This window comes from Dysosmobacter acutus, from assembly GCF_018919205.1.
Classification (GTDB): Bacteria; Bacillota; Clostridia; order Oscillospirales; family Oscillospiraceae; genus Oscillibacter; species Oscillibacter acutus.
The window spans coordinates 2,509,728-2,527,830 of sequence record NZ_JAHLQN010000001.1 but is presented as its reverse complement, the minus strand read 5'-3'; the positions used below and the strand labels follow the sequence as shown (position 1 = coordinate 2,527,830).

Here is an 18,103-nt window from a genome sequence, read left to right as displayed (position 1 = left end):
CTCAGCACACCTCCTTCAAAATTGCAACCGCCCGGTCCAGCTCGGAGCGGGGAACCACCTCGGTGACGCACCAGAGAAGGCCGCCCTCCACGCTCAGGCCGCCTAAGATGCCGTTTTTCTCCAGGGCCTTCAGGGCCTTTTTGGCGGTCTTGTCATCCACTTCCGTCACAAATTCGTGGAAAAATTCGCCCTTGTACTTCAGCTTCCAGCCCAACTCCCTTTCCAGAGCCTTGGCAAAGTAATGGGCCTTGGACATAGAGAGGGTGGCGGCCTGGCGCATGCCCTCGGCACCCATGGCGCTCATGTACACGCCGGCCATGAAGGCGCACAGCGCCTGGTTGGAGCAGATGTTGGAGGAGGCCTTCTCGCGGCGGATGTGCTGCTCGCGGGCGGTGAGGGTCAGCACATAGCCCACGTTGCCGTCCACGTCGTGGGTCTGGCCCACAATGCGGCCCGGCAGATTGCGCATCATCGCTTTCGTCGCGGCCATGAAGCCAAGGTACGGGCCGCCGAAGGCAAGGTCCAGCCCAAGGGGCTGGCCGTCGCCCACGGCCACGTCGGCCCCGTATTCGGCGGGGGTCTTCATCAGGGCGCAGGCGATGGGGTTGACGGACAGGACAAACTTGGCGCCTGCGGCGTGGACGATCTCCCCGGCCTGGTCGGCGTCCTCCATCAGGCCGTAGTAGTTAGGCTGCTGAAGGATCAGACAGGCGGCGTCGGCGCTTAACATCTCCTTAAGGGCCTTCAGGTCGGTGCGGCCGCCCTTGGCTGGCACCACCACCAGCTCCGTATCGGAGCCGAAACAATAGGTCCTCACCGTTTCGATGACGCTGGGCTGAACCGTGGCGGAGATGTAGGCCCTGGTGCGCCTGCGGTCCCGGCACATGGTGACGGCTTCCGCAGCGGCGGTGGCTCCGTCGTAGACGGAGGCGTTGGAGACCGCCATGCCGGTGAGCTCACAGATCATGGTCTGGTATTCGAAGATGGACTGGAGAATGCCCTGGCTGATCTCCGCCTGATAGGGCGTGTAGGCGGTGACCAGCTCCTCCCGGGAGGAGACGGATTTTACCACGGAGGGAATGAAGTGGCGGTACGCGCCCGCGCCCCGGAGGCAGGTCTTGAAAACCGTGTTCTTCTCCGCCATGGCCGTGACTGCGGAGCGGACCTCCAGCTCGCTCATGCCGGCGGGCAGGTCCAGATGCTTCACCAGCATCTTTTTCGGCACATTGCCATAGAGCTCATCAATGGATTTTGCGCCGATGACATCTATCATTTCCCTTTGTACAGCAGGGGAATTGGGAACGTATGTACCCATCAAATCACCTTTCTTTCCTGGATAGATCGAAAACCGGCTCAGGCTTCCTTGGTAAAGGACTCATAATCCGCCGCGTCCAACAGCTCCTCCGTATCGGTGATGTTCTCGATCTTGGCGATCCATGCGCCGTAGGGGTCGTCGTTGAGCTTTTCAGGGGCGTCCAACAGCTCCTCGTTGACCTCGGCCACCACGCCGGTGACCGGGGACATGACGTCGGAGACAGCCTTGACGGACTCCACATCGCACATGGCCTCTTCCTTGGTGACACTGTCGCCCACCTGGGGCAGGTTGATGAACACCAGGTCGCCCAACTCCTCCTGGGCAAAGTCGGAGATGCCCACCAGGGCGGTGGTGTCATCTAACATCTTGACCCACTCATGGGACTTGGAATACTTCAGTTCAGCGGGAAAGTTCATACTCATATCCTCCATTTATTCTCAATTTGTTTCTGTTTGAATGATTTGTTCAGCGCTCAATCTTGTAGAAGGGAAGGGAGACGATCTCCACCTCCACCATGCGGCCGCGGACGTCGGCGTTGAGGTGCCTGCCCACCTCGTTCTCCTCCACGTTCACATAGCCCATGGCCACGGCGTGCCCCAGGAAGGGACAGTGGGTGCCGGAGGAGACCCAGCCCACCTTCCTGCCGTCTAAGGCGTAGAGGTCGCAGTGCTCCCGGGGAATGCCGCGGCCCACCACCTTCATGCCGATGCGCTTGATGGTGGGGGCGCCCCGGGCGATGATGGCGTCCCGGCCGATGAAGTCCTTGCCGTCCAACTTACAGGGGAGCCCCGCCTCCTTGGGGGAGATGTCGTCGTTCATCTCATGGCCGTAGAGGGGCATGCTGGCCTCCAGGCGCAGCGTGTCGCGGGCACCGAGGCCGCAGGGCAGGATTCCCTCCTCGCTGCCGGCCTCCAGCAGGGCGTTCCAGAGCGTCACCGCGTCCTCGGCCCTACAGTAGATCTCAAAGCCGAACTCGCCGGTATAGCCGGTCTGGGAGACGATGGCGGGGATGTCCCGCCCGCCTGCCTTCAAAGAGGCGCCCTCGGTGAAGTGGTAGTATTTCTGGGGGATTTGCGCCTCGTCGCAGAGCTTTTTCAGCACCTCGCCGGCCTTGGGACCCTGCAGGGCCAGCTGGGCCACCTGCTCGGACACATCGGCGTAATGCACGTCGCCGCTGATGTGGGACTCCACCCAGGCGGCGTCCTTTTCGTGGTTGCCGGCGTTGACCACCAGCAGGTATTTATCGGCGGAGCGGCGGTAGATCACAAGGTCATCCACAATGCCGCCCTTGTCGTTGCAGAGCATGGCGTACTTGACCTGGCCGTCCACCATTTTGGAGATGTCCGCGGTGACGAGATGCTGAATGTTGGCAACAGCGTCTGGGCCCTCCAGAATCAGCTCGGCCATATGGGAGACGTCGAACAGGCCGACCTTCTGACGGACCGCCATGTGTTCGGCGATGACACCAGCGCCGTACTGGACCGGCATCAGGTAGCCGCCGAACTCGACGATCTTCCCGCCCAGGTCCACGTGGGTCTGGTACAGTGGCGTTTTCTTTTCCATAATTTATGTGCCTCCATCCACAAAAATTAAGTATTAAAAAGACAGAGGCGCAACTTACCCCCTTGTAGTGTGAGTTCTTGTTGCGCCTCTGTGTCTTTACCTGAGAGATTCCCGGACCATGGTCCGGTTGCCCCGCCGGTGCATGTGTCATGCTTTTCAGAGATTCGTCCCGATCCAGTCCTCTGCCCCGTGCAGCGCGGATTGCCGCCCGCAGCTTGGCCTCTTCTGAATCATTCATCCGACAATATGCAATTTTTTACACAGACACGCGGCCTGTTTGATTGTTTTTGTTGAAGATAGGATACCAAAAAGCGGAAGCGGTGTCAAGAAATTTTACCTGAGCTAAAAGGAGAAAACGCCCTGTATTGCAGGGCATTTTCCATGTGTGCGCATGTAAACGATTGCCTATATCTCATCTGTCCGGCAGTGGTAGATTTGGGCATCTGTCACAAGTATTTCGATGGTCTGGTCATACAAATCCGCAGGGATGCGCCGCCGCATCAGAGACTCCCGGCACACCATTGCCGCCTGGCCCCGGTAGTCCGCCAGAAAGCGGTCGTAATAGCCGCCGCCCCGGCCCAGGCGGCGGCCGGAGCGGTCGCAGGAGAGGCAGGGCACCACCGTGAAGTCCACCTCGCTGCTTTGGAGCACCTGGCAGGAGGCCACCGGCTCCAAAATGTCATAGGCGCCGGGAGAGAGGTCGTTTAAGGAGCGGATGACCACCGGCTCCATCCGGCCGCCGGCCAGGCAGCGGGGAACGCAGAGCCTGCGGCCGGAGGAGAGCACGTCCAGAAGGATGGGGCGGGTGTCGATCTCGTGGGGCGTTCCCACAAAGCAGAACACCGTGTCGGCGTTTTGGTATTCGCTCAGCGTCCGCAGCCGGGTGAGGATCCGCTCGTCGGAACAAAGCTTCTCCTCCAGAGGGAGGGCACGTTCCGCCATGCGCACCTCACGGCGCAAAGCCTTTTTCTCTTCCGCAATCTCCATGGTTCAATCCTCCGTTTCGTCCAGTCGCCCGGCCGGAGAGCCAAAGGCGATGGCATCTTTTCCGTAGCGGCCCCGGATGGAATCCATGGCCCGCTCCAGTTTTTCCTGTTTTTCACTTTTTGCTGCACTGTTCAAAAGGTCCAGCTGGGAGTAGGACTCCTCCTCCGCCACCAGATGGATGGCGGTGACGGAGAGCATCCGGATGGGGGACGGGGGACGCCAGATGGTTTTGACCAGCTCCAGCGCGCCGTCGGAGAGGTCCCGCATCAGGTGGGTGGGATGGGAAAACTGGGTCTGGCGGGAGCGGTTTTGAAACTCCGGATTCCGGACCGTGACCTGGACCCCGCCGGCGCAGAGGCTGTGGCGGCGCAGGCGCATGGCCACGCTGTCCGAGAGCATGGCGATGCCGGTGCGCACCTCGTCCCAGGTGGTCAGATTTCTGGAGAAGGTGGAGCTGTTCCCCACGGATTTCACCGGCTCGCGCTCTGCGGCGCTCAGCACCCGGGACTGGTCCAGCCCATTGGCATAGGCGTGGAGCTGAAGCCCCTGCTTGCCCAAAAGACCCTCTAACATCTCGCCGCTGCACCCGGCCAGCTGGCCGATGGTGGTGATCCCGAACCGGCCCAGAGCCCTCTTCACGGCCTGCCCCACAAAGAGCAACGACCCCACCGGCAGAGGCCACACGATCTCCCTCCAGTTTGCCGGGGAGATGAGGGTGGTTGCGTCCGGCTTTTTATAGTCGCTGCCCAATTTGGCAAAGACCTTGTTGAAGCTGACCCCGACGGAGGCGGTCAGGCCGAACTCCTCCCGGATCCGGCGGCGGAGCTCGTCGGCGATCCTGACGCCGTCGCCGCCGAAGAGGTGGGCGGAGCCGGTGATGTCCAGCCAGCTTTCGTCGATGCCGAAGGGCTCCACCAGGTCGGTGTACTGATTATAGAGGGCGTTGACCTGTTTGGAGTACTCCCGGTAGAGGTCGTGGTGGGGCGGAAGGAGCACCAGATCGGGACACTTCCGCTTGGCCTGCCAGATGGTTTCCGCCGTGATCACGCCCATCTGCTTGGCAGGCTCGTTTTTGGCCAAAATGATGCCGTGGCGGGCGCCGGGGTCGCCGCACACCGCCATGGGCACATCGCGCAGGTCCTGGTGGGAGAGCAGCTCCACGGAGGCGTAAAAACAGTTTAGATCACAGTGCAGTATGGTTCGTTCCACGATTGCCTCCCTCCTTTGCCGGTGAGGCTCAGAGGCACGCCCCCTGCCGCAGTCCCCCGCGCCTGCTGTCAGTATGCCATAGATGAGCCGCATTTTCCAGAGAAATCTCCCCGGCGGTATTCCGCCGGGGAGTAATTCATTCGCCCAGTGCCTGTTTCAAATCCATGAGATACTGCTTTTGCTGGCGCCTCAGATAGAACCCTGCCGCAAGCTTCAGCAGCGGCTTTTTGGGAAAAACCTCCTCACGAAACTCCACGGCGGTGCCGCCGGAGGGATGAGGTGAAAAGCGACCGGCCCACCGTCCGGTGAGATTGTCATTTTCCATGGAGAAGGCGTAATACCGGGGCGGGTCAAATTCCGTGATGGTGAAGGCGGTGGGGCGGCCGCTCTTTGTGTACTCGATAAACCCACCCTCCGTGGGTTCGATGCGGCTCAAATCGCTGCGCCAGTCCCAGCGGCCAAGGTCCGTCACAAGAGCCCAGACCTGCTCCGGCGCGGCGCGCAGCGTATCCTGGATGACGGCCATGAAATCCCTCCTGTCAGCTGTAAAATCCCTCCGGGTGATTGTCATCGTCAAAGAGGTGGTTGTAGGCCATGATCCGGTAGTCGTCGTAGAGGGCCTGCTGCTCTTCGGTGAGCTCCGCTTCCTCCTCCGTCACCAGGCCGTCGGCGGTGCGAAAGCCGATGGTGGTGGTTACGTAGAACTGCTCCATCAGCGCGGCATGGAGCTGCTGGTAGCCGGTGAGGGGGAAACCCGCTGCCTGTGCGGTGAGAGTGCCCAGGTAATTGGAGCTGATGCGCACGTCCTTGGATTCGGGGATGTCGTAATTGGCCCAGATGAAAAACGGGGTCTCGTGCTGGACCATGGCCTCCTCCGTGGTGCGCTCCCCCAACTTCTTGCCGTAGAGGTACTCGTAGAAGGAGTTCTCCAGGGGGGGCTGGTGGTCGCCGAAAAAGACGATCATGGTGCGCTCGTCGGAGGCGCTGTAGTGTTCGATGAGCTCCCGGATGGCGTTGTCGCTCTCGCGCATCAGGGAGAAGAACTGGGCGGCAACCGGCGATTTGCCCTGACTGTCGCCGGAGAGCTCCACGGTGCGCTCCAGGTTGTTCCACCCCTGCTGGTAGCCGCTGTGGTTCTGGATGGTCACATTGAAGATAAAGGTGGGCTCCTCCGATTCATCGGTCATCCGGTAGAGCTGTTCATAGTCGTTTGAGTCGCTGATGTACTTTCGGATATATGCGGGGTTTTGCACGTCCTCGTCGTAGAGCTGCTCGTCAAAGCCCAGCCAGTCATAGACAAAGGTGCGGTTCCAACCGGAGGAATAGTAGGGGTGGAAGGCGATGGTGTGATAGCCCAGGGCCTTGGCCTGGGAGACAAGGGAGGGGCAGTTGTCATAGAGGTAGAGCTGATAGGCCACGGTGGAGGAGGGCAGAAAGGCCAGGGAATCGCCGGTCAGATATTCAAACTCCACGTTGGCGGTGCCGCCGCCGGTAACGGGGGAGTACATGGTGCCCTTGATCGTATTCTCCGTCAGCGAATGGTAGTAGGGGAGCGGGTCCTCGGAAAGCTCCAACTTGTCAAAACCGCCGAGGTCCGCAAAGGATTCGTTCATGACCACGATCAGGTTTACCGGGTACTCCGCCCCGTCCACGACGGCGGTGCCGGGATAACGCTGTGCGATCTCATTGACCCGGTCCAGGTCGTATCCCTCCGGCGCGCGGACAAAGCTGTAGCTGAGGGAGGTCATGAAGTTCAGCAGCCAGCCGTTCTGCTGGGTCCGCCACTGCTGGGCGTAAATGCCCACGGTGGGCAGCAGGCCCGTGCAGAAAAAGGCAAAGAGGAACGCCCCGATGACGCCCCAGGAGAGGAGACAGGTGCGCAGGCGCAGCCTGTTCCGGCCCCTGTGGCGGGGGACCAGAAACAAAAGCACCAGGTAGACCAGTAAAATGGCCAGGGCGGACCAAACGGTTCGATCCGGTGTGTAGTCGTAGTCCGAGGCCACATTGGCGGCGGTCTGAAGGCACAGAAGGTCGACGGGGAAGATGACCCGGCCCCGAAAGGCCAGAACATAGTGGTTCAAAAGGCCGATGACAAAGCAGAACACTGCGCTGATGCCGGCGGACAGATTCCTCCGGCCCGTCACCATCCGCATCACCCAGTAGATCAGGCTGTACCACAAAAGGTTGAAAAAAATCTGCCCGATATTTAAATCAGTGAAGGGATTGTTGGTATTCATCAGCTCCACGCCGCAGTAGGAGGCGAAAGGACCGATCCAAAATACCGCCCGGGAGAGGTTTTGCCGGTCTTTCAGCCATGCGGGCAGCGCCCACCGTCCGGCTCTGCGCGCAGAGCCGTCTTCTGCCCCGGCAGAAGACGCAGCTCCCTCTGAATGATCCGGAACAGTGAGGGGCCTGACAGCGGGGGAGTACTGCTCCTCCGGCGCCGTCTGAAGATTGGATTCCATGATTGCGAGTTCCTTCCTTATGGGTAAAAATCGGATTTTACGTGAAATTCACGATGCTTTAATATATCATAGACGGAATGAAAATTCAACTTGTGCCGCCTGACCAAAAATTTCACCTTCTGCCAGCGCGGCCGGAAGAGAAAAAATACGCCGCCCGATATCGGGCGGCGCATCAAAGAGAGAAGCTTATTTATGCAGCAGGGGGGACAGGGGCTTATAGATCAGGAAGCAGAGGATCACGTCGATCAGCCCCTTGAGGAAGGTGAAGGGCATGTTGAAGGTCACGAGGCAGTCCAGAAGGCCGTTGGCGGAGGGGCGGATGGCCTGGTACATGCCGACGATCACATCGATGGGCATCAGCTTGGCGTAGATGGGATAGGTGAGATAGTAGTTCAGCGGCACGCTGAGCACCGCCATAGCCAGGGCCCCCAGGACGGAGCCGATGATGGCGCCCTTGCGGCTCTTGTGGTTGTGGAAGCGCAGATAGACGACGCCCGCCACATATACGAAGATGGCGCCCAACAAAAAGTTACAAAGCTCGCCGACGCAGCCGGTGGAGGTGCGCAGGCAGTTGATCAGGTTTTTGATGAAGCATACGGCCACGCCATAGACCGGGCCCAGGCTGAAGGAGGCCAGAAGGGCCGGAAGCTCCGAGACGTCCATCTTGATGAATGCGGGCATAAAGGGGACGGAGAAGTCCACAAACATCAGTACCGCGGACACCGCCGAAAGCATGGCGGTGACGGTGATTCTGTGGGTTTTGCTCTGTGTGCGGCTTCCTGCCGCGTTTTCTACTCGTTCCATAATACAGTCTCCTTTGCTGTTTGCGCGCCAAAAGGCGCTGAATTTTTTGCCCTGAGGCAAGAAAAAACACCTTGAAAGCATGTGCCTTCCAAGGTGAACAAACAGCAAGGAACCACTCCCTGCCGTACTCATCTTCTACCATCCAGACTGTAACTGTCGGTACCGGATTCGCACCGGTTCGTGCTGTATAACAGCTCGCGGACTCAGCCCATTGAGGGAATCACCGCCGGTGGGGACTTGCACCCCGCCCCGAAGACATAGATTCAATTGTTTTTCCGCACTCCATTATAATCACCCCCGCATCAAAATGCAAGAGGAAATTTTGGAAGCGCCGGAAGCGTGGAAGCCTGGGCATTTACCGGCAAACTTCCTTCCGGTCCGTCCGCCCCGCCAGATAATCCAGGGAAACCTGGTAATACTCCGCAATGCGCACCAGGATATCCAGCTTTGGCTCCCGGGTCATCAGCTCATAGTTCTGGTAGGTTTTTTCAGTGATATTGCAGTAGATTGCCACCTGGCCCTGGGTCAATCCTGCCTCGACCCTGCACTGGCGGAGGCGGCTGGCTAAAACATCTCTCATATACAAGCACCCACAATTGTTCTTGACACACTTAGTATATGAGGCTAAAATGAAGAATATACTAACGATTGTTGGTGGAGATCAATTCTCCACTTTACAAAATAGAAAATTTGTTCTATACTGAATTTAAATTGGCAGAGGGGGAGCGGGATGAGAGGACGGCAGAGTACCTGCAGCTTTACCGGCCACCGGCCGGGGAAGCTGCCCTGGGGAACGGACGAGGGAGACCTTAGGTGCCTGAATTTGAAGCAGCGGCTGTGGGACGCGGTGGAGGCCGCATACCAGGAGGGGATGCGGCATTTCATCTGCGGCATGGCGCTGGGCTGCGACCTCTTTTTTGCGGAGGCCGTGCTCCGGCTGCGGGAGATGCACCCGGAGGTGACGATAGAGGCGGCGATCCCCTGCCTCACCCAGGCGGACACATGGCCTCCGGCGCAGCAGCGGCGCTACCGCGCGCTGCTTGCGCAGTGCGACTATGAGACGGTAGTGCAGGAGAAGTACTCCAGCACCTGCATGCAGCGGCGGGACCGGTATATGGTGGACCACTCCTCCATCCTGATTGCCGTGTTCGACGGCCTGCCCGGCGGTACGCGCTATACGGTCCAGTACGCCATGGAGCGGGGAGTCAGTGTGGTGGACCTGCCCACGGTGCTGCGATAGAACAAGACCCGCCGGAGTTCCGGCGGGTCTTGTTCATTATGGGCGGCAGTTTGACCAGGCCCTTATACATGGCACAACCCCCCATTCGTCCAACGCGAATGGGGGGCTACCGCTCTTTCTGATTTTCGGTCAAACTTGCTACCTCTAACTTTCTACGGGTTCGTCCGGAACGGAGTTGAAACGACTGTGGATTGCTATGCAAACGACCGGAAACACATTGCACGCAGGATACTTCCTCATGCTTCTCATCAGAGTGAGTGCTGTTTTGGTTTTGCTGTTAGCGCCAGTTGTTCCGAACGGCTGGGATAGGGATTTGCTCCGGGATCAGAATTTGCTCTGGGATAGGAGTTCTGAGATAGGATCTATCTTCTGAGAATTTCGTGGCCCATGGGACTCACTCCTTCCCTGTGTCTACAGCATACAATAGGCTCCCTGAAAAGTCAAGGGGGTGGAAACGAATTCTACAAAAATTGAAAGTAAAACGATTTGTTATTGTGCAAAATATACAAAAATCGGAAGAACGAATGCCGCCGGCGATGCTGTGGGAATCAGGCGGCTTCTCTATTTTGAATAGAGTGCCTCCGGCAAGGTAAAATAAGCCATCACACTGCGGAGGTTATGAACATGAATGGATATCTGATGACACAGCGGGAGATCGCGGCTTTTGAACAGCATCTCCGCGGCGAGGAGCGAAGCGCCGGCACGATTGAAAAATACCTGCGGGATGTGAATGCCTTCGCCCGCTGGATGGAGGGGCGGGCAGTGGCCAGGGAGGACGCCGCCCGGTGGAAGGCCCATCTTTTGGACCATGGTTACGCTCCGGTCACCATCAACTCCATGCTGGCCGCGCTCAACGGCTTTTTCCGCTTTGCGGGATGGGAGGGATACCGGGTGAAATTCTTAAAGGTCCAGCGGCGGATGTTCCGGGAGGCCAGCCGGGAGCTGAGCCGCGGCGACTACGGACGGCTGCTTGACACCGCGCGGGAGCGGGGACAGGAGCGGCTGGCTCTGCTGATGGAGGCCATCGGCGGAACCGGGGTGCGGGTCAGCGAGGTGCGCTATCTCACTGTGGAGGCGGCCCTTGCGGGGCGCGCGGAGGTGTCGCTGAAGGGGAAAATCCGGGTGATCCTCCTGCCCGAAAAGCTCTGCAGGAAGCTGTTGAAATACGCCAAAAAGCAAAAAATCGCCTCCGGTGAGATCTTTCTCACGGGAAGCGGAAAAGGCCTTTCGCGGCGGCAGATTTGGGCGGAGATGAAGCGGCTGTGCAGACATGCCGGGGTGGAACCCTCCAAGGTGTTTCCCCACAACCTCCGCCATCTCTTCGCGGCCACGTTTTACAGGGCCTGCCGGGACATTGCCCACCTGGCCGATGTGCTGGGCCACTCCTGCATCGAAACCACCCGCATCTATCTGCTGGCCACCGGCGCGGAGCAGAGGGAGCAGATAGACAGGCTGGGACTGATCCGTTAGCGACAAAATCAACATTTTGCCGCAGCGGCCAATCCGCCTTGGCTACATATTCTGTTGGAATCATACCACGAACCTTTGGAAAATACAAGTGATTTCCCAATTTGCGCGCACCGGATCAGGCCGCAGAACACAGCTGTTTTGCGGCCTGGTCTCCGTGCCTCCAAACGGCTCTTAAAGCCCTTTATCGTACCGCCTGTCCTCCGGTTTTCCGGACTCAACTGAAAAAGGCGGCCGGAGCTTAATGCAAAATGTTGATTTTGTTGTTTGGAAGCGGAAGGAGTGACACATGCTGAGTGGAAGTACGGCGATTTCCCTGCTGGAGGCCATGCAGCTTCACGCGGGCTGCGAATACCTGTCGGACCTGCGCCAGCTCCAGGGATGGCAGCGGCTGCACCTTGCAAGGGTGCTGGAGGGCGTAGCCGCGGAAGCGGCACCGCTGCGGGAGTGGAACGACGCGCTTGCCTATTTGTCCCGGGAACGGCCCCGGGAAACCGCCGAGGCAGCGCGGGCGCGGCTGATTCTGTCGCTGCGCGGCGGATGAGCGGAAAACAAGGGAAAGACGGCGCCTCCTTGTACGGGAGTCCGCCGTCTTTCCCTTGTTTAGCGTTTGTCGCCGGGGCGAAACAGCATGGCCATGAGGAAGCCGAACAGCACGGCCGCTGCGATGCCGCCTGCGGTGGCGGTGAGCCCTCCGGTGAGGACGCCCAGCCAGCCCTTCTCACCCACGGCCTTGCTCACGCCCTTGGCCAGGTTGTAACCAAAGCCGGTCAGGGGGACGGTGGCTCCGGCGCCGCCCCACTGGACGATGGGCTCATAAATGCCCAGGGCCCCCAGAATCACGCCGGACACCACGTAGCCGGTGAGGATGCGGGCGGGAGTCAGCTGGGTCTTATCGATGAGAATCTGCCCGATGGCGCAGAGGATACCGCCGCAAAGAAACGCATTCAAGTAGTCCATAGAGTCACCTCACTTGGTATTGGATATGCAGATGGCGTGGCTGATGCCGGGGATGGATTCCCCCTGGAAGGAGGAGGTTGGTGAGAGCAGTGCGCCGGTGGGGGCGAAGAGAATGCGCTTCCACCGCTTTTCCCGCATGCCCCGCAGCAAATAGCCGTTGAGCACGGAGGCCGAGCAGCCGCAGCCAGACCCTCCGGCGTGCATATCCTGCTGCTCCAGGTCATAGAGCAGCAGCCCGCAGTCCTTGTAGTTCTTCCCCATCCTGACGCCGTCCTGGGCCATCAGATCGCAGAGGATTTCATGGCCAAGAGCCCCAAGGTCCCCGGTGACCACCAGGTCGAAATCGGAGGGGGAGGTGTTGGTGTCCTGGAAAAAAGACAGCAGCGTATCGTGGGCGGCGGGGGCCATGGCCGCGCCCATGTTGTTCACGTCGGAGATGCCAAGGTCCACGATCCTGCCGCAGGTGGCATGGGTGATATAGGGCCCGTCGCCCTGGGCGCCTAAGATGCAGCATCCGGCGGCGGTGGCGGTCCACTGGGCGGTGGGAGTCCGCTGGTTGCCGTAGGGCACGGGCATGCGGTACTGCCGCTCCGCCGTGCAGAAGTGGGAGGAGGTCATGGCCGCGGCCAGCGTGGCAAAGCCGCCGTCAATGGCCATGGCCGCCATGGCAAGGCTCTCGCCCATGGTGGAGCAGGCTCCATAGAGGCCAAGGAAGGGCACGCCGAACTCCCGCAGGCCGAAGGAGGAACCGATGCACTGGTTCAGCAGGTCTCCCGCGAAAATATAGTCCAGGTCGGCGGGGGCCATCCCCGCCTTTTGCAGCGCCCGGTTCAAAACCCGCTTCTGCATGGCGGATTCACCCTTTTCCCAGGTTTTCTCGCCAAAGAAGGAGTCCTGGTCTAACTCGTCAAAATAGTCTGCAAGGGGGCCGCGGCTTTCCATTTTGCCGCCTATATTGGAAAAAGAGATCACCGACGGCGGCGAGGCAAAGGCCACCGTTCGTTTTCCCAGTTGTTTGCTTGTCATATGCACGCTCCTTTCCGTGGATGTAGTATTTCCCCGGGTGGGAAAAATATCACACATTTTTGGAAAATAGAAGAAAAGACTGGAATTCCACAGTGGAAGCAGGTATAATATTTGCCTGATAACGAGTTGGGAGGAATTTACTATGAACGGCGAACAGATGCGGACCTTCGGCTATATCTGCCCGGACTGCGGCAAGCCGGTGATCGGCACCCGCAGCGTGTTTGCCCTGGAGGCGTCCAATGCGGAAGTGGCCTGCGAGTGCGGGGCCAGCGCGCTGCGGGTGGAAAACGAGGGGGAGCGGTTCCGGGTGCTGGTGCCCTGCGGGATCTGCGGCGAGACGCATCAGGCCTTTTGCCGGCCGGAGGCGCTGTTGGAGGGGAACGGCGTCGGCCTGGGCTGCACCGAAACCGGCCAGCTGTGCTGCTACATCGGCCCCATGGAGCGTGTGGAGCCAGCTCTGCGGGAACTTGCGGTGCTGGTGGAAAAAGAGCGGGAGCAAAAGGAAAACCCGGAGGCGTTTTTGGACAATGTCATCATGTATGAAGTGCTCTGCGAACTGAAGGAGATTGCAAAGCGCCCCAACGGCATCACCTGCTCCTGCGGCTCAGGGAGATATTCCATTGAGGTGCGCCATGCGGCCGTGGACCTGGTGTGCAGGGACTGCGGCGCAAAGCTGCGCCTGCCCGCCGCCACGGACGAGGATCTGGACCGGCTGTGCTGTCATATGAAGCTCCAGATCAGGGGGAAATAATGGCTGTTTGCTTTTTGCTGTTTCTGACGGCGGTGGGGGCCTGCCTTGTGACGGGGCGGCCGCTGCTGTACGCGATTTTTTTTGGCCTTGTCCTCTTTTTTGCCATGGGACTGAAGCGGGGCTACTGCGCGAAAGCCCTGTGGGCGATGGCGTGGAGAAAAGGGAAGAAGGCGCTGATCGTGGTGCAGATTCTGATCTGCATCGGGATGCTGACCGCCATGTGGCGCTCCTGCGGGACCATTGCCTTTTTCTCCTATTACGGGGTTCGGGCGGTGACGCCCTCCTTCTTTATCCTGATTGCCTTTCTGTTGACCACGGTGCTCTCACTGCTGTTAGGCAGTTCTTTCGGCGTGATCGGCACGGCGGGCATAATTCTCATGGCCCTGGCCCGCAGCGGCGGGGTCAGCGTGGCGGTGACGGCGGGGGCCATTCTCTCCGGCTCCTATTTCGGCGACCGCTGTTCGCCGGCCTCCTCCTGCCTGGCACTGATCAGCGCCGTGACGGGAACCGAGATGCGCCGCAATCTGCAGCTGACCCAGCGGACGGTGCTGGTGCCGCTGGCATTGACCACGGCCGTGTACGCCCTGCTCTCCTATATGCACCCCATCGCCCGGGTGGACGGGGAGATTCTTGGCGCCCTGGCCGGCCGGTTCAGCCTCCACTGGGTGGTTGTGGTGCCGGCGCTCATCATGCTGGTGCTGCCTCTTTGCAAGGTGGAGATCAAGCTGACCATGGTGCTGAGCATCGTATCCGCGGCAGTGATTACGGTGGCGCTCCAAGGCATGGGAGCGGGGGAAATGCTGCGCACGCTTGTGCTGGGCTACGATCCGGCGGACCCCTTGCTGGCCCGGGTTCTCCACGGCGGCGGGCTCTTTTCCATGGCGTCCTCCATGGGCATGATCTTTATCACCAGCCTCTACTCCGGGATTCTGGAGGGCGCCAACCTGCTGGAGCCTGTGCGCCATCATGTGGACTCTCTGGCCGACCGCATTGGTCTCTACTTAACCACGGCCCTGGTCAGCGTGGCCAGCGTTTTCATATTCTGTAATCAGAGCGTGATGGTCTTTATGGATGAGCAGCTCCTGAGGCAGACCTACCGCCGCAAGGACAATTCTCCGACAGACCTGGCCATAGACATCGCCAACACAGGCGTGGTGTTGGCGGAACTGGTGCCCTGGAGCATCTCCCTGACCATCCCCCTTGCCATGTTGGGAGCGGGACTCAGCGCGGCACCCTACGCGGTGCTGCACTACGTGCTGCCTCTTTGCTACTATTTTACCCGCCCCCATTTTCATGAACAAATTTCCCGAAAGGAAAGACTTGCATGATTTCTCTGCTGGCGAAAGCCCTCATCAAAGATTACCGGCAGTACGCCTCCGCACCGGTGCGCAAGGCCTATGGATTGCTGTGCGGCGCGGTGGGAATCTGCCTGAATATTCTGCTGTTTGCCGGGAAGCTGTTTGCCGGGACCATCTCCGGGTCCATCGCCATCACCGCCGATGCCTTCAACAACCTCTCCGACGCCGGCTCCTCCCTGATCACGCTGCTTGGGTTTCAGTTAGCGGGCCAGAAACCGGATAAGAATCACCCATTCGGCCACGGACGGGTGGAATACCTCTCCGGCCTTGTGGTGTCGGTGCTGATTCTGCTGATGGGCCTGGAGTTAGGAAAATCCTCCATCGAAAAAATCCTCCACCCCGGTGAGGTGGAGTTCTCCGTTCTGGCCGTTGGGATTTTGGCGGCCTCCATTGTGGTAAAGGTGTACATGTGCCTCTATAACCGCAGCGTGGGAAAGAAGATCAGCTCTCCGGCCATGCGGGCCACGGCCATGGACAGCCTGTCCGACAGCATCTCCACCGCGGTGGTGCTGGCCGCCTCCCTGGTGGGCCACTTTACCGGACTGCAGATCGACGGCTGGTGCGGCGTGCTGGTGGCCCTGTTCATCCTGTGGACGGGCTACGGCGCGGCCAGGGACACCATCAGCCCGCTTCTGGGCCAGCCGCCCACGCCGGAATTTGTGCACGAAATTGAGTCTCTGGTCATGGCGCACCAGGGCGTCCGGGGCATCCACGACCTGGTGGTCCACGACTACGGACCGGGCCGCCTGATGATCTCCCTCCATGCCGAGGTACCCTCCCACGAGGACATCATGACGCTTCACGATGAGATCGACAACATTGAGCGGGAGCTGCGCGAAAAGCTCAGCTGTGAGGCGGTCATTCACATGGACCCGGTGGTCACGGACGACGATGTCACCGAGCAGACCCGCAGGAAGGTGACGGAGCTGGTGCACGTGGTGGATCCGTCCATTTCCATTCACGACTTCCGCATGGTCAGCGGCCCCACACACACCAATGTGATTTTTGACGCCGTGGTGCCATTTCAGTTTCGGATGTCCGATGAGGAGGCAGCCCAGGCCATCAGCCGGGCCGTGCGCACCATGGAGGGAAACTACTATGCCGTGGTGACGGTGGAAAAGTCCTACATTTGATAAAAAGCAGCCTGCCACAAGACAGGCTGCTTTCCTTTTTTGCACACTGTGTGATATGATGGGGAGGACCTCACTCCCATTTGCTCCAGACCTCGGGGCAGTAGCCCACGGTGGCCTCTTTCCCGTTGCGGACGATGGGCGTGTTGAACAGCTCCGGGTGCTCCAACAGCTTTTCCTCCGCCGCTTCCGGCGTGATATAGGCCATGTAGAGGTCCGCATAGGCCCGGCACCTGGTGTTCACCAGCGCCGCATAGCCCACCTTCTGCCTGACGGACTGATACTCCCTTGGGGAGAGACCCTTGGCAGGAAGGTCCACATACTGGTATTTGATGCGCCGCTCTTTGAACCAGCGCTCCGCCTTTTTTGTGTCAAAGGATTTACTGGAACCGAAAATTTGAATATTCATCCGCAAGTCTCCTGTCTGCATAGATTAAAAGGGGGTCAAATCAAATGGACGAAAGGATCAGAAAGCTGAAAGAACTGGTGGAGGGCTCTGACAATATTGTGTTCTTTGGCGGCGCCGGAGTGAGCACGGAGAGCGGCATTCCCGACTTTCGCAGTGTGGACGGGCTGTACCATCAGCAGTACAGGTACCCGCCGGAAACCATCCTCAGCCACACATTCTACAAGCAAAATCCAGAGGAGTTTTTCCGCTTTTACCGCAGCAAGCTCCTGTGCCCGGGGGCAAAGCCCAATGCGGCCCACCGCAAGTTGGCGGAGCTGGAGGCAAGGGAAAAGCTGAAGGCGGTGATCACGCAGAACATCGACGGCCTGCATCAGGCCGCGGGAAGCAAAACCGTGCTGGAGCTCCACGGCAGCACGCTGCGCAACTACTGTGAGCGGTGCGGAAAATTCTACCCCATGGAGGCGATCCTCCACGGCGAAGAAATCCCCCGCTGCACCTGCGGCGGACGGATCAAGCCCGACGTGGTGCTCTATGAGGAGGGGTTGGACAGCACCACGCTGACCGATGCGGTCCGATGCCTGACGGATGCGGAATTGCTGATCATCGGGGGAACCTCCCTGAGCGTCTATCCCGCGGCGGGGCTGGTCCACTATTTCCGGGGCCGAAACGTAGTGGTCATCAACAAGACCGCGGTAGGCGGTGAAGCGGACCTGTTCATCGACCGGCCCATCGCCGAAACCCTGGCTCAAATATAGGGAACGGCACCACTTTACCACAGAGAGGCTCTTTCGGCAACACGGTATTGTCTTTTTCCTGATGGATGCGCGGCCCTCCGGTCCTGCCGGGCCGGAGGGAAAATCTTTCAAAAAGAACCGCAAATTATGGTTGACAAAGCGGCGGCTACTCGCTATAATAATCAAGCAGTCGTTTTTTGGAAGCGTTGATCTGCGAGTGTGCTGGAACTGGTAGACAGGCACGTTTGAGGGGCGTGTGTCGAACGACGTACGGGTTCAAGTCCCGTCACTCGCACCATCTGCTCTTTCCGGCGACAGGGCGACAGGAAGTTTATACGCGCGAGTGGTGGAATTGGCAGACTCGCTAGATTCAGGTTCTAGTGTGCATTACGCACGTGCGGGTTCAAGTCCCGCCTCGCGCACCAACTCCCATCGGAGAGAAATTCTTCGGTGGGAACCATTTTGACCTTTTATAAACTGCATATCGATACGCGCGAGTGGTGGAATTGGCAGACTCGCTAGATTCAGGTTCTAGTGTCCATTACGGACGTGCGGGTTCAAGTCCCGCCTCGCGCACCATATCGGAGCAAGCGAAATGACGCTTGCTCCGATTTTTTAAGTGCAATCCGCTTTGCGGGACTCTCCGCTGCATCATCGGCCCTGCGGGTGGGGTCGACGAAAACGG

The 18,103-nt window shown here is 59.4% G+C and carries 19 protein-coding genes, 3 tRNA genes and 2 riboswitches; of the genes, 10 read left to right on the top strand and 12 right to left on the bottom strand.

The window, feature by feature from the left end; translation table 11 throughout:
- Position 1: 1 nt before the first annotated feature.
- From gcvPA to KQI82_RS12135, 9 genes are all read right to left on the bottom strand, one after another.
- Positions 2-1,315, bottom strand: a complete 1,314-nt coding sequence (gene gcvPA / locus KQI82_RS12175) for an aminomethyl-transferring glycine dehydrogenase subunit GcvPA (protein ID WP_216633013.1) — start codon at positions 1,313-1,315, stop codon at positions 2-4.
- Between the two features lie 38 nt (positions 1,316-1,353).
- On the bottom strand, positions 1,354-1,731 hold the full coding sequence (gene gcvH, locus KQI82_RS12170; RefSeq protein ID WP_216633012.1) for a glycine cleavage system protein GcvH: 378 nt from the start codon (positions 1,729-1,731) through the stop codon (positions 1,354-1,356).
- A 49-nt stretch (positions 1,732-1,780) separates the two neighbouring features.
- Positions 1,781-2,878 (bottom strand): glycine cleavage system aminomethyltransferase GcvT, encoded by a 1,098-nt coding sequence (gene gcvT / locus KQI82_RS12165; RefSeq protein WP_216633011.1) that lies wholly within the window; start codon positions 2,876-2,878, stop codon positions 1,781-1,783.
- 78 nt (positions 2,879-2,956) lie between these two features.
- A riboswitch (glycine riboswitch) is annotated at positions 2,957-3,048 on the bottom strand.
- 235 nt (positions 3,049-3,283) lie between these two features.
- The gene (locus tag KQI82_RS12160) at positions 3,284-3,865 is read right to left on the bottom strand and encodes a 5-formyltetrahydrofolate cyclo-ligase (RefSeq protein ID WP_216633010.1); all 582 of its coding nucleotides are present in this window, start codon (positions 3,863-3,865) and stop codon (positions 3,284-3,286) included.
- A gap of 3 nt (positions 3,866-3,868) precedes the next feature.
- Complete coding sequence (gene dinB / locus KQI82_RS12155) at positions 3,869-5,074, bottom strand: DNA polymerase IV (protein ID WP_216633009.1); 1,206 nt, start codon at positions 5,072-5,074, stop codon at positions 3,869-3,871.
- 136 nt (positions 5,075-5,210) lie between these two features.
- On the bottom strand, positions 5,211-5,600 hold the full coding sequence (locus KQI82_RS12150; protein WP_216633008.1) for an SRPBCC family protein: 390 nt from the start codon (positions 5,598-5,600) through the stop codon (positions 5,211-5,213).
- A 13-nt stretch (positions 5,601-5,613) separates the two neighbouring features.
- Positions 5,614-7,539, bottom strand: a complete 1,926-nt coding sequence (locus KQI82_RS12145; protein WP_216633007.1) for an LTA synthase family protein — start codon at positions 7,537-7,539, stop codon at positions 5,614-5,616.
- A gap of 186 nt (positions 7,540-7,725) precedes the next feature.
- Positions 7,726-8,343, bottom strand: a complete 618-nt coding sequence (locus tag KQI82_RS12140; protein ID WP_216633006.1) for an ECF transporter S component — start codon at positions 8,341-8,343, stop codon at positions 7,726-7,728.
- Positions 8,344-8,469: 126 nt separating this feature from the next.
- Positions 8,470-8,604, bottom strand: a riboswitch (FMN riboswitch).
- A gap of 94 nt (positions 8,605-8,698) precedes the next feature.
- Entirely contained in the window at positions 8,699-8,923 is a 225-nt protein-coding gene (locus KQI82_RS12135; protein WP_216633005.1) for a helix-turn-helix domain-containing protein, read from the bottom strand.
- Between the two features lie 150 nt (positions 8,924-9,073).
- Between KQI82_RS12135 and KQI82_RS12130 the strand changes: the two genes are divergently transcribed.
- The 3 genes from KQI82_RS12130 (at position 9,074) to KQI82_RS12120 (ending at position 11,594) form a co-directional block, all read left to right on the top strand.
- Entirely contained in the window at positions 9,074-9,583 is a 510-nt protein-coding gene (locus tag KQI82_RS12130) for an SLOG family protein (RefSeq protein WP_216633004.1), read from the top strand.
- Positions 9,584-10,207: 624 nt separating this feature from the next.
- Positions 10,208-11,053, top strand: coding sequence for a tyrosine-type recombinase/integrase (locus KQI82_RS12125; protein WP_216633003.1), 846 nt, complete (start codon positions 10,208-10,210; stop codon positions 11,051-11,053).
- A gap of 286 nt (positions 11,054-11,339) precedes the next feature.
- Positions 11,340-11,594 (top strand): hypothetical protein, encoded by a 255-nt coding sequence (locus tag KQI82_RS12120; protein ID WP_216633002.1) that lies wholly within the window; start codon positions 11,340-11,342, stop codon positions 11,592-11,594.
- A gap of 59 nt (positions 11,595-11,653) precedes the next feature.
- Here KQI82_RS12120 and spoVAE read toward each other — a convergent pair whose 3' ends face one another.
- Both spoVAE and spoVAD read right to left on the bottom strand, forming a co-directional pair.
- A complete protein-coding gene (spoVAE, locus tag KQI82_RS12115) occupies positions 11,654-12,010 on the bottom strand; it encodes a stage V sporulation protein AE (protein ID WP_216633001.1) in 357 nt (118 codons plus the stop codon).
- A 9-nt stretch (positions 12,011-12,019) separates the two neighbouring features.
- Complete coding sequence (gene spoVAD, locus KQI82_RS12110) at positions 12,020-13,036, bottom strand: stage V sporulation protein AD (RefSeq protein ID WP_216633000.1); 1,017 nt, start codon at positions 13,034-13,036, stop codon at positions 12,020-12,022.
- Positions 13,037-13,178: 142 nt separating this feature from the next.
- Here spoVAD and KQI82_RS12105 point away from each other — a divergent pair, with 142 nt between their 5' ends.
- The 3 genes from KQI82_RS12105 to KQI82_RS12095 are packed head-to-tail and all read left to right on the top strand — an operon-like array spanning position 13,179 to position 16,278.
- A complete protein-coding gene (locus tag KQI82_RS12105; RefSeq protein ID WP_216632999.1) occupies positions 13,179-13,787 on the top strand; it encodes a hypothetical protein in 609 nt (202 codons plus the stop codon).
- Complete coding sequence (locus tag KQI82_RS12100) at positions 13,787-15,115, top strand: Na+/H+ antiporter NhaC family protein (protein ID WP_216632998.1); 1,329 nt, start codon at positions 13,787-13,789, stop codon at positions 15,113-15,115. Before KQI82_RS12105 ends, KQI82_RS12100 begins: the two co-directional genes overlap by 1 nt.
- Positions 15,112-16,278: a cation diffusion facilitator family transporter gene (locus KQI82_RS12095; RefSeq protein ID WP_216632997.1), complete on the top strand. Its 1,167-nt coding sequence runs from the start codon at positions 15,112-15,114 to the stop codon at positions 16,276-16,278. The genes KQI82_RS12100 and KQI82_RS12095 overlap by 4 nt, the downstream gene beginning before the upstream one ends.
- A 70-nt stretch (positions 16,279-16,348) precedes the next feature.
- Here KQI82_RS12095 and KQI82_RS12090 read toward each other — a convergent pair whose 3' ends face one another.
- Entirely contained in the window at positions 16,349-16,684 is a 336-nt protein-coding gene (locus KQI82_RS12090; protein WP_216632996.1) for an arsenate reductase family protein, read from the bottom strand.
- A 44-nt stretch (positions 16,685-16,728) separates the two neighbouring features.
- Here KQI82_RS12090 and KQI82_RS12085 point away from each other — a divergent pair, with 44 nt between their 5' ends.
- The 4 genes from KQI82_RS12085 to KQI82_RS12070 all read left to right on the top strand — a co-directional run bounded on the left by KQI82_RS12085 (position 16,729) and on the right by KQI82_RS12070 (position 17,997).
- Positions 16,729-17,439: an NAD-dependent protein deacylase gene (locus KQI82_RS12085; RefSeq protein ID WP_216632995.1), complete on the top strand. Its 711-nt coding sequence runs from the start codon at positions 16,729-16,731 to the stop codon at positions 17,437-17,439.
- 192 nt (positions 17,440-17,631) lie between these two features.
- A tRNA-Leu gene (locus KQI82_RS12080) sits at positions 17,632-17,716 on the top strand.
- Between the two features lie 39 nt (positions 17,717-17,755).
- Positions 17,756-17,843: transfer RNA gene (locus KQI82_RS12075), tRNA-Leu, on the top strand.
- A 66-nt stretch (positions 17,844-17,909) separates the two neighbouring features.
- Positions 17,910-17,997, top strand: a tRNA-Leu gene (locus KQI82_RS12070).
- The last annotated feature ends 106 nt before the right edge of the window (positions 17,998-18,103 follow it).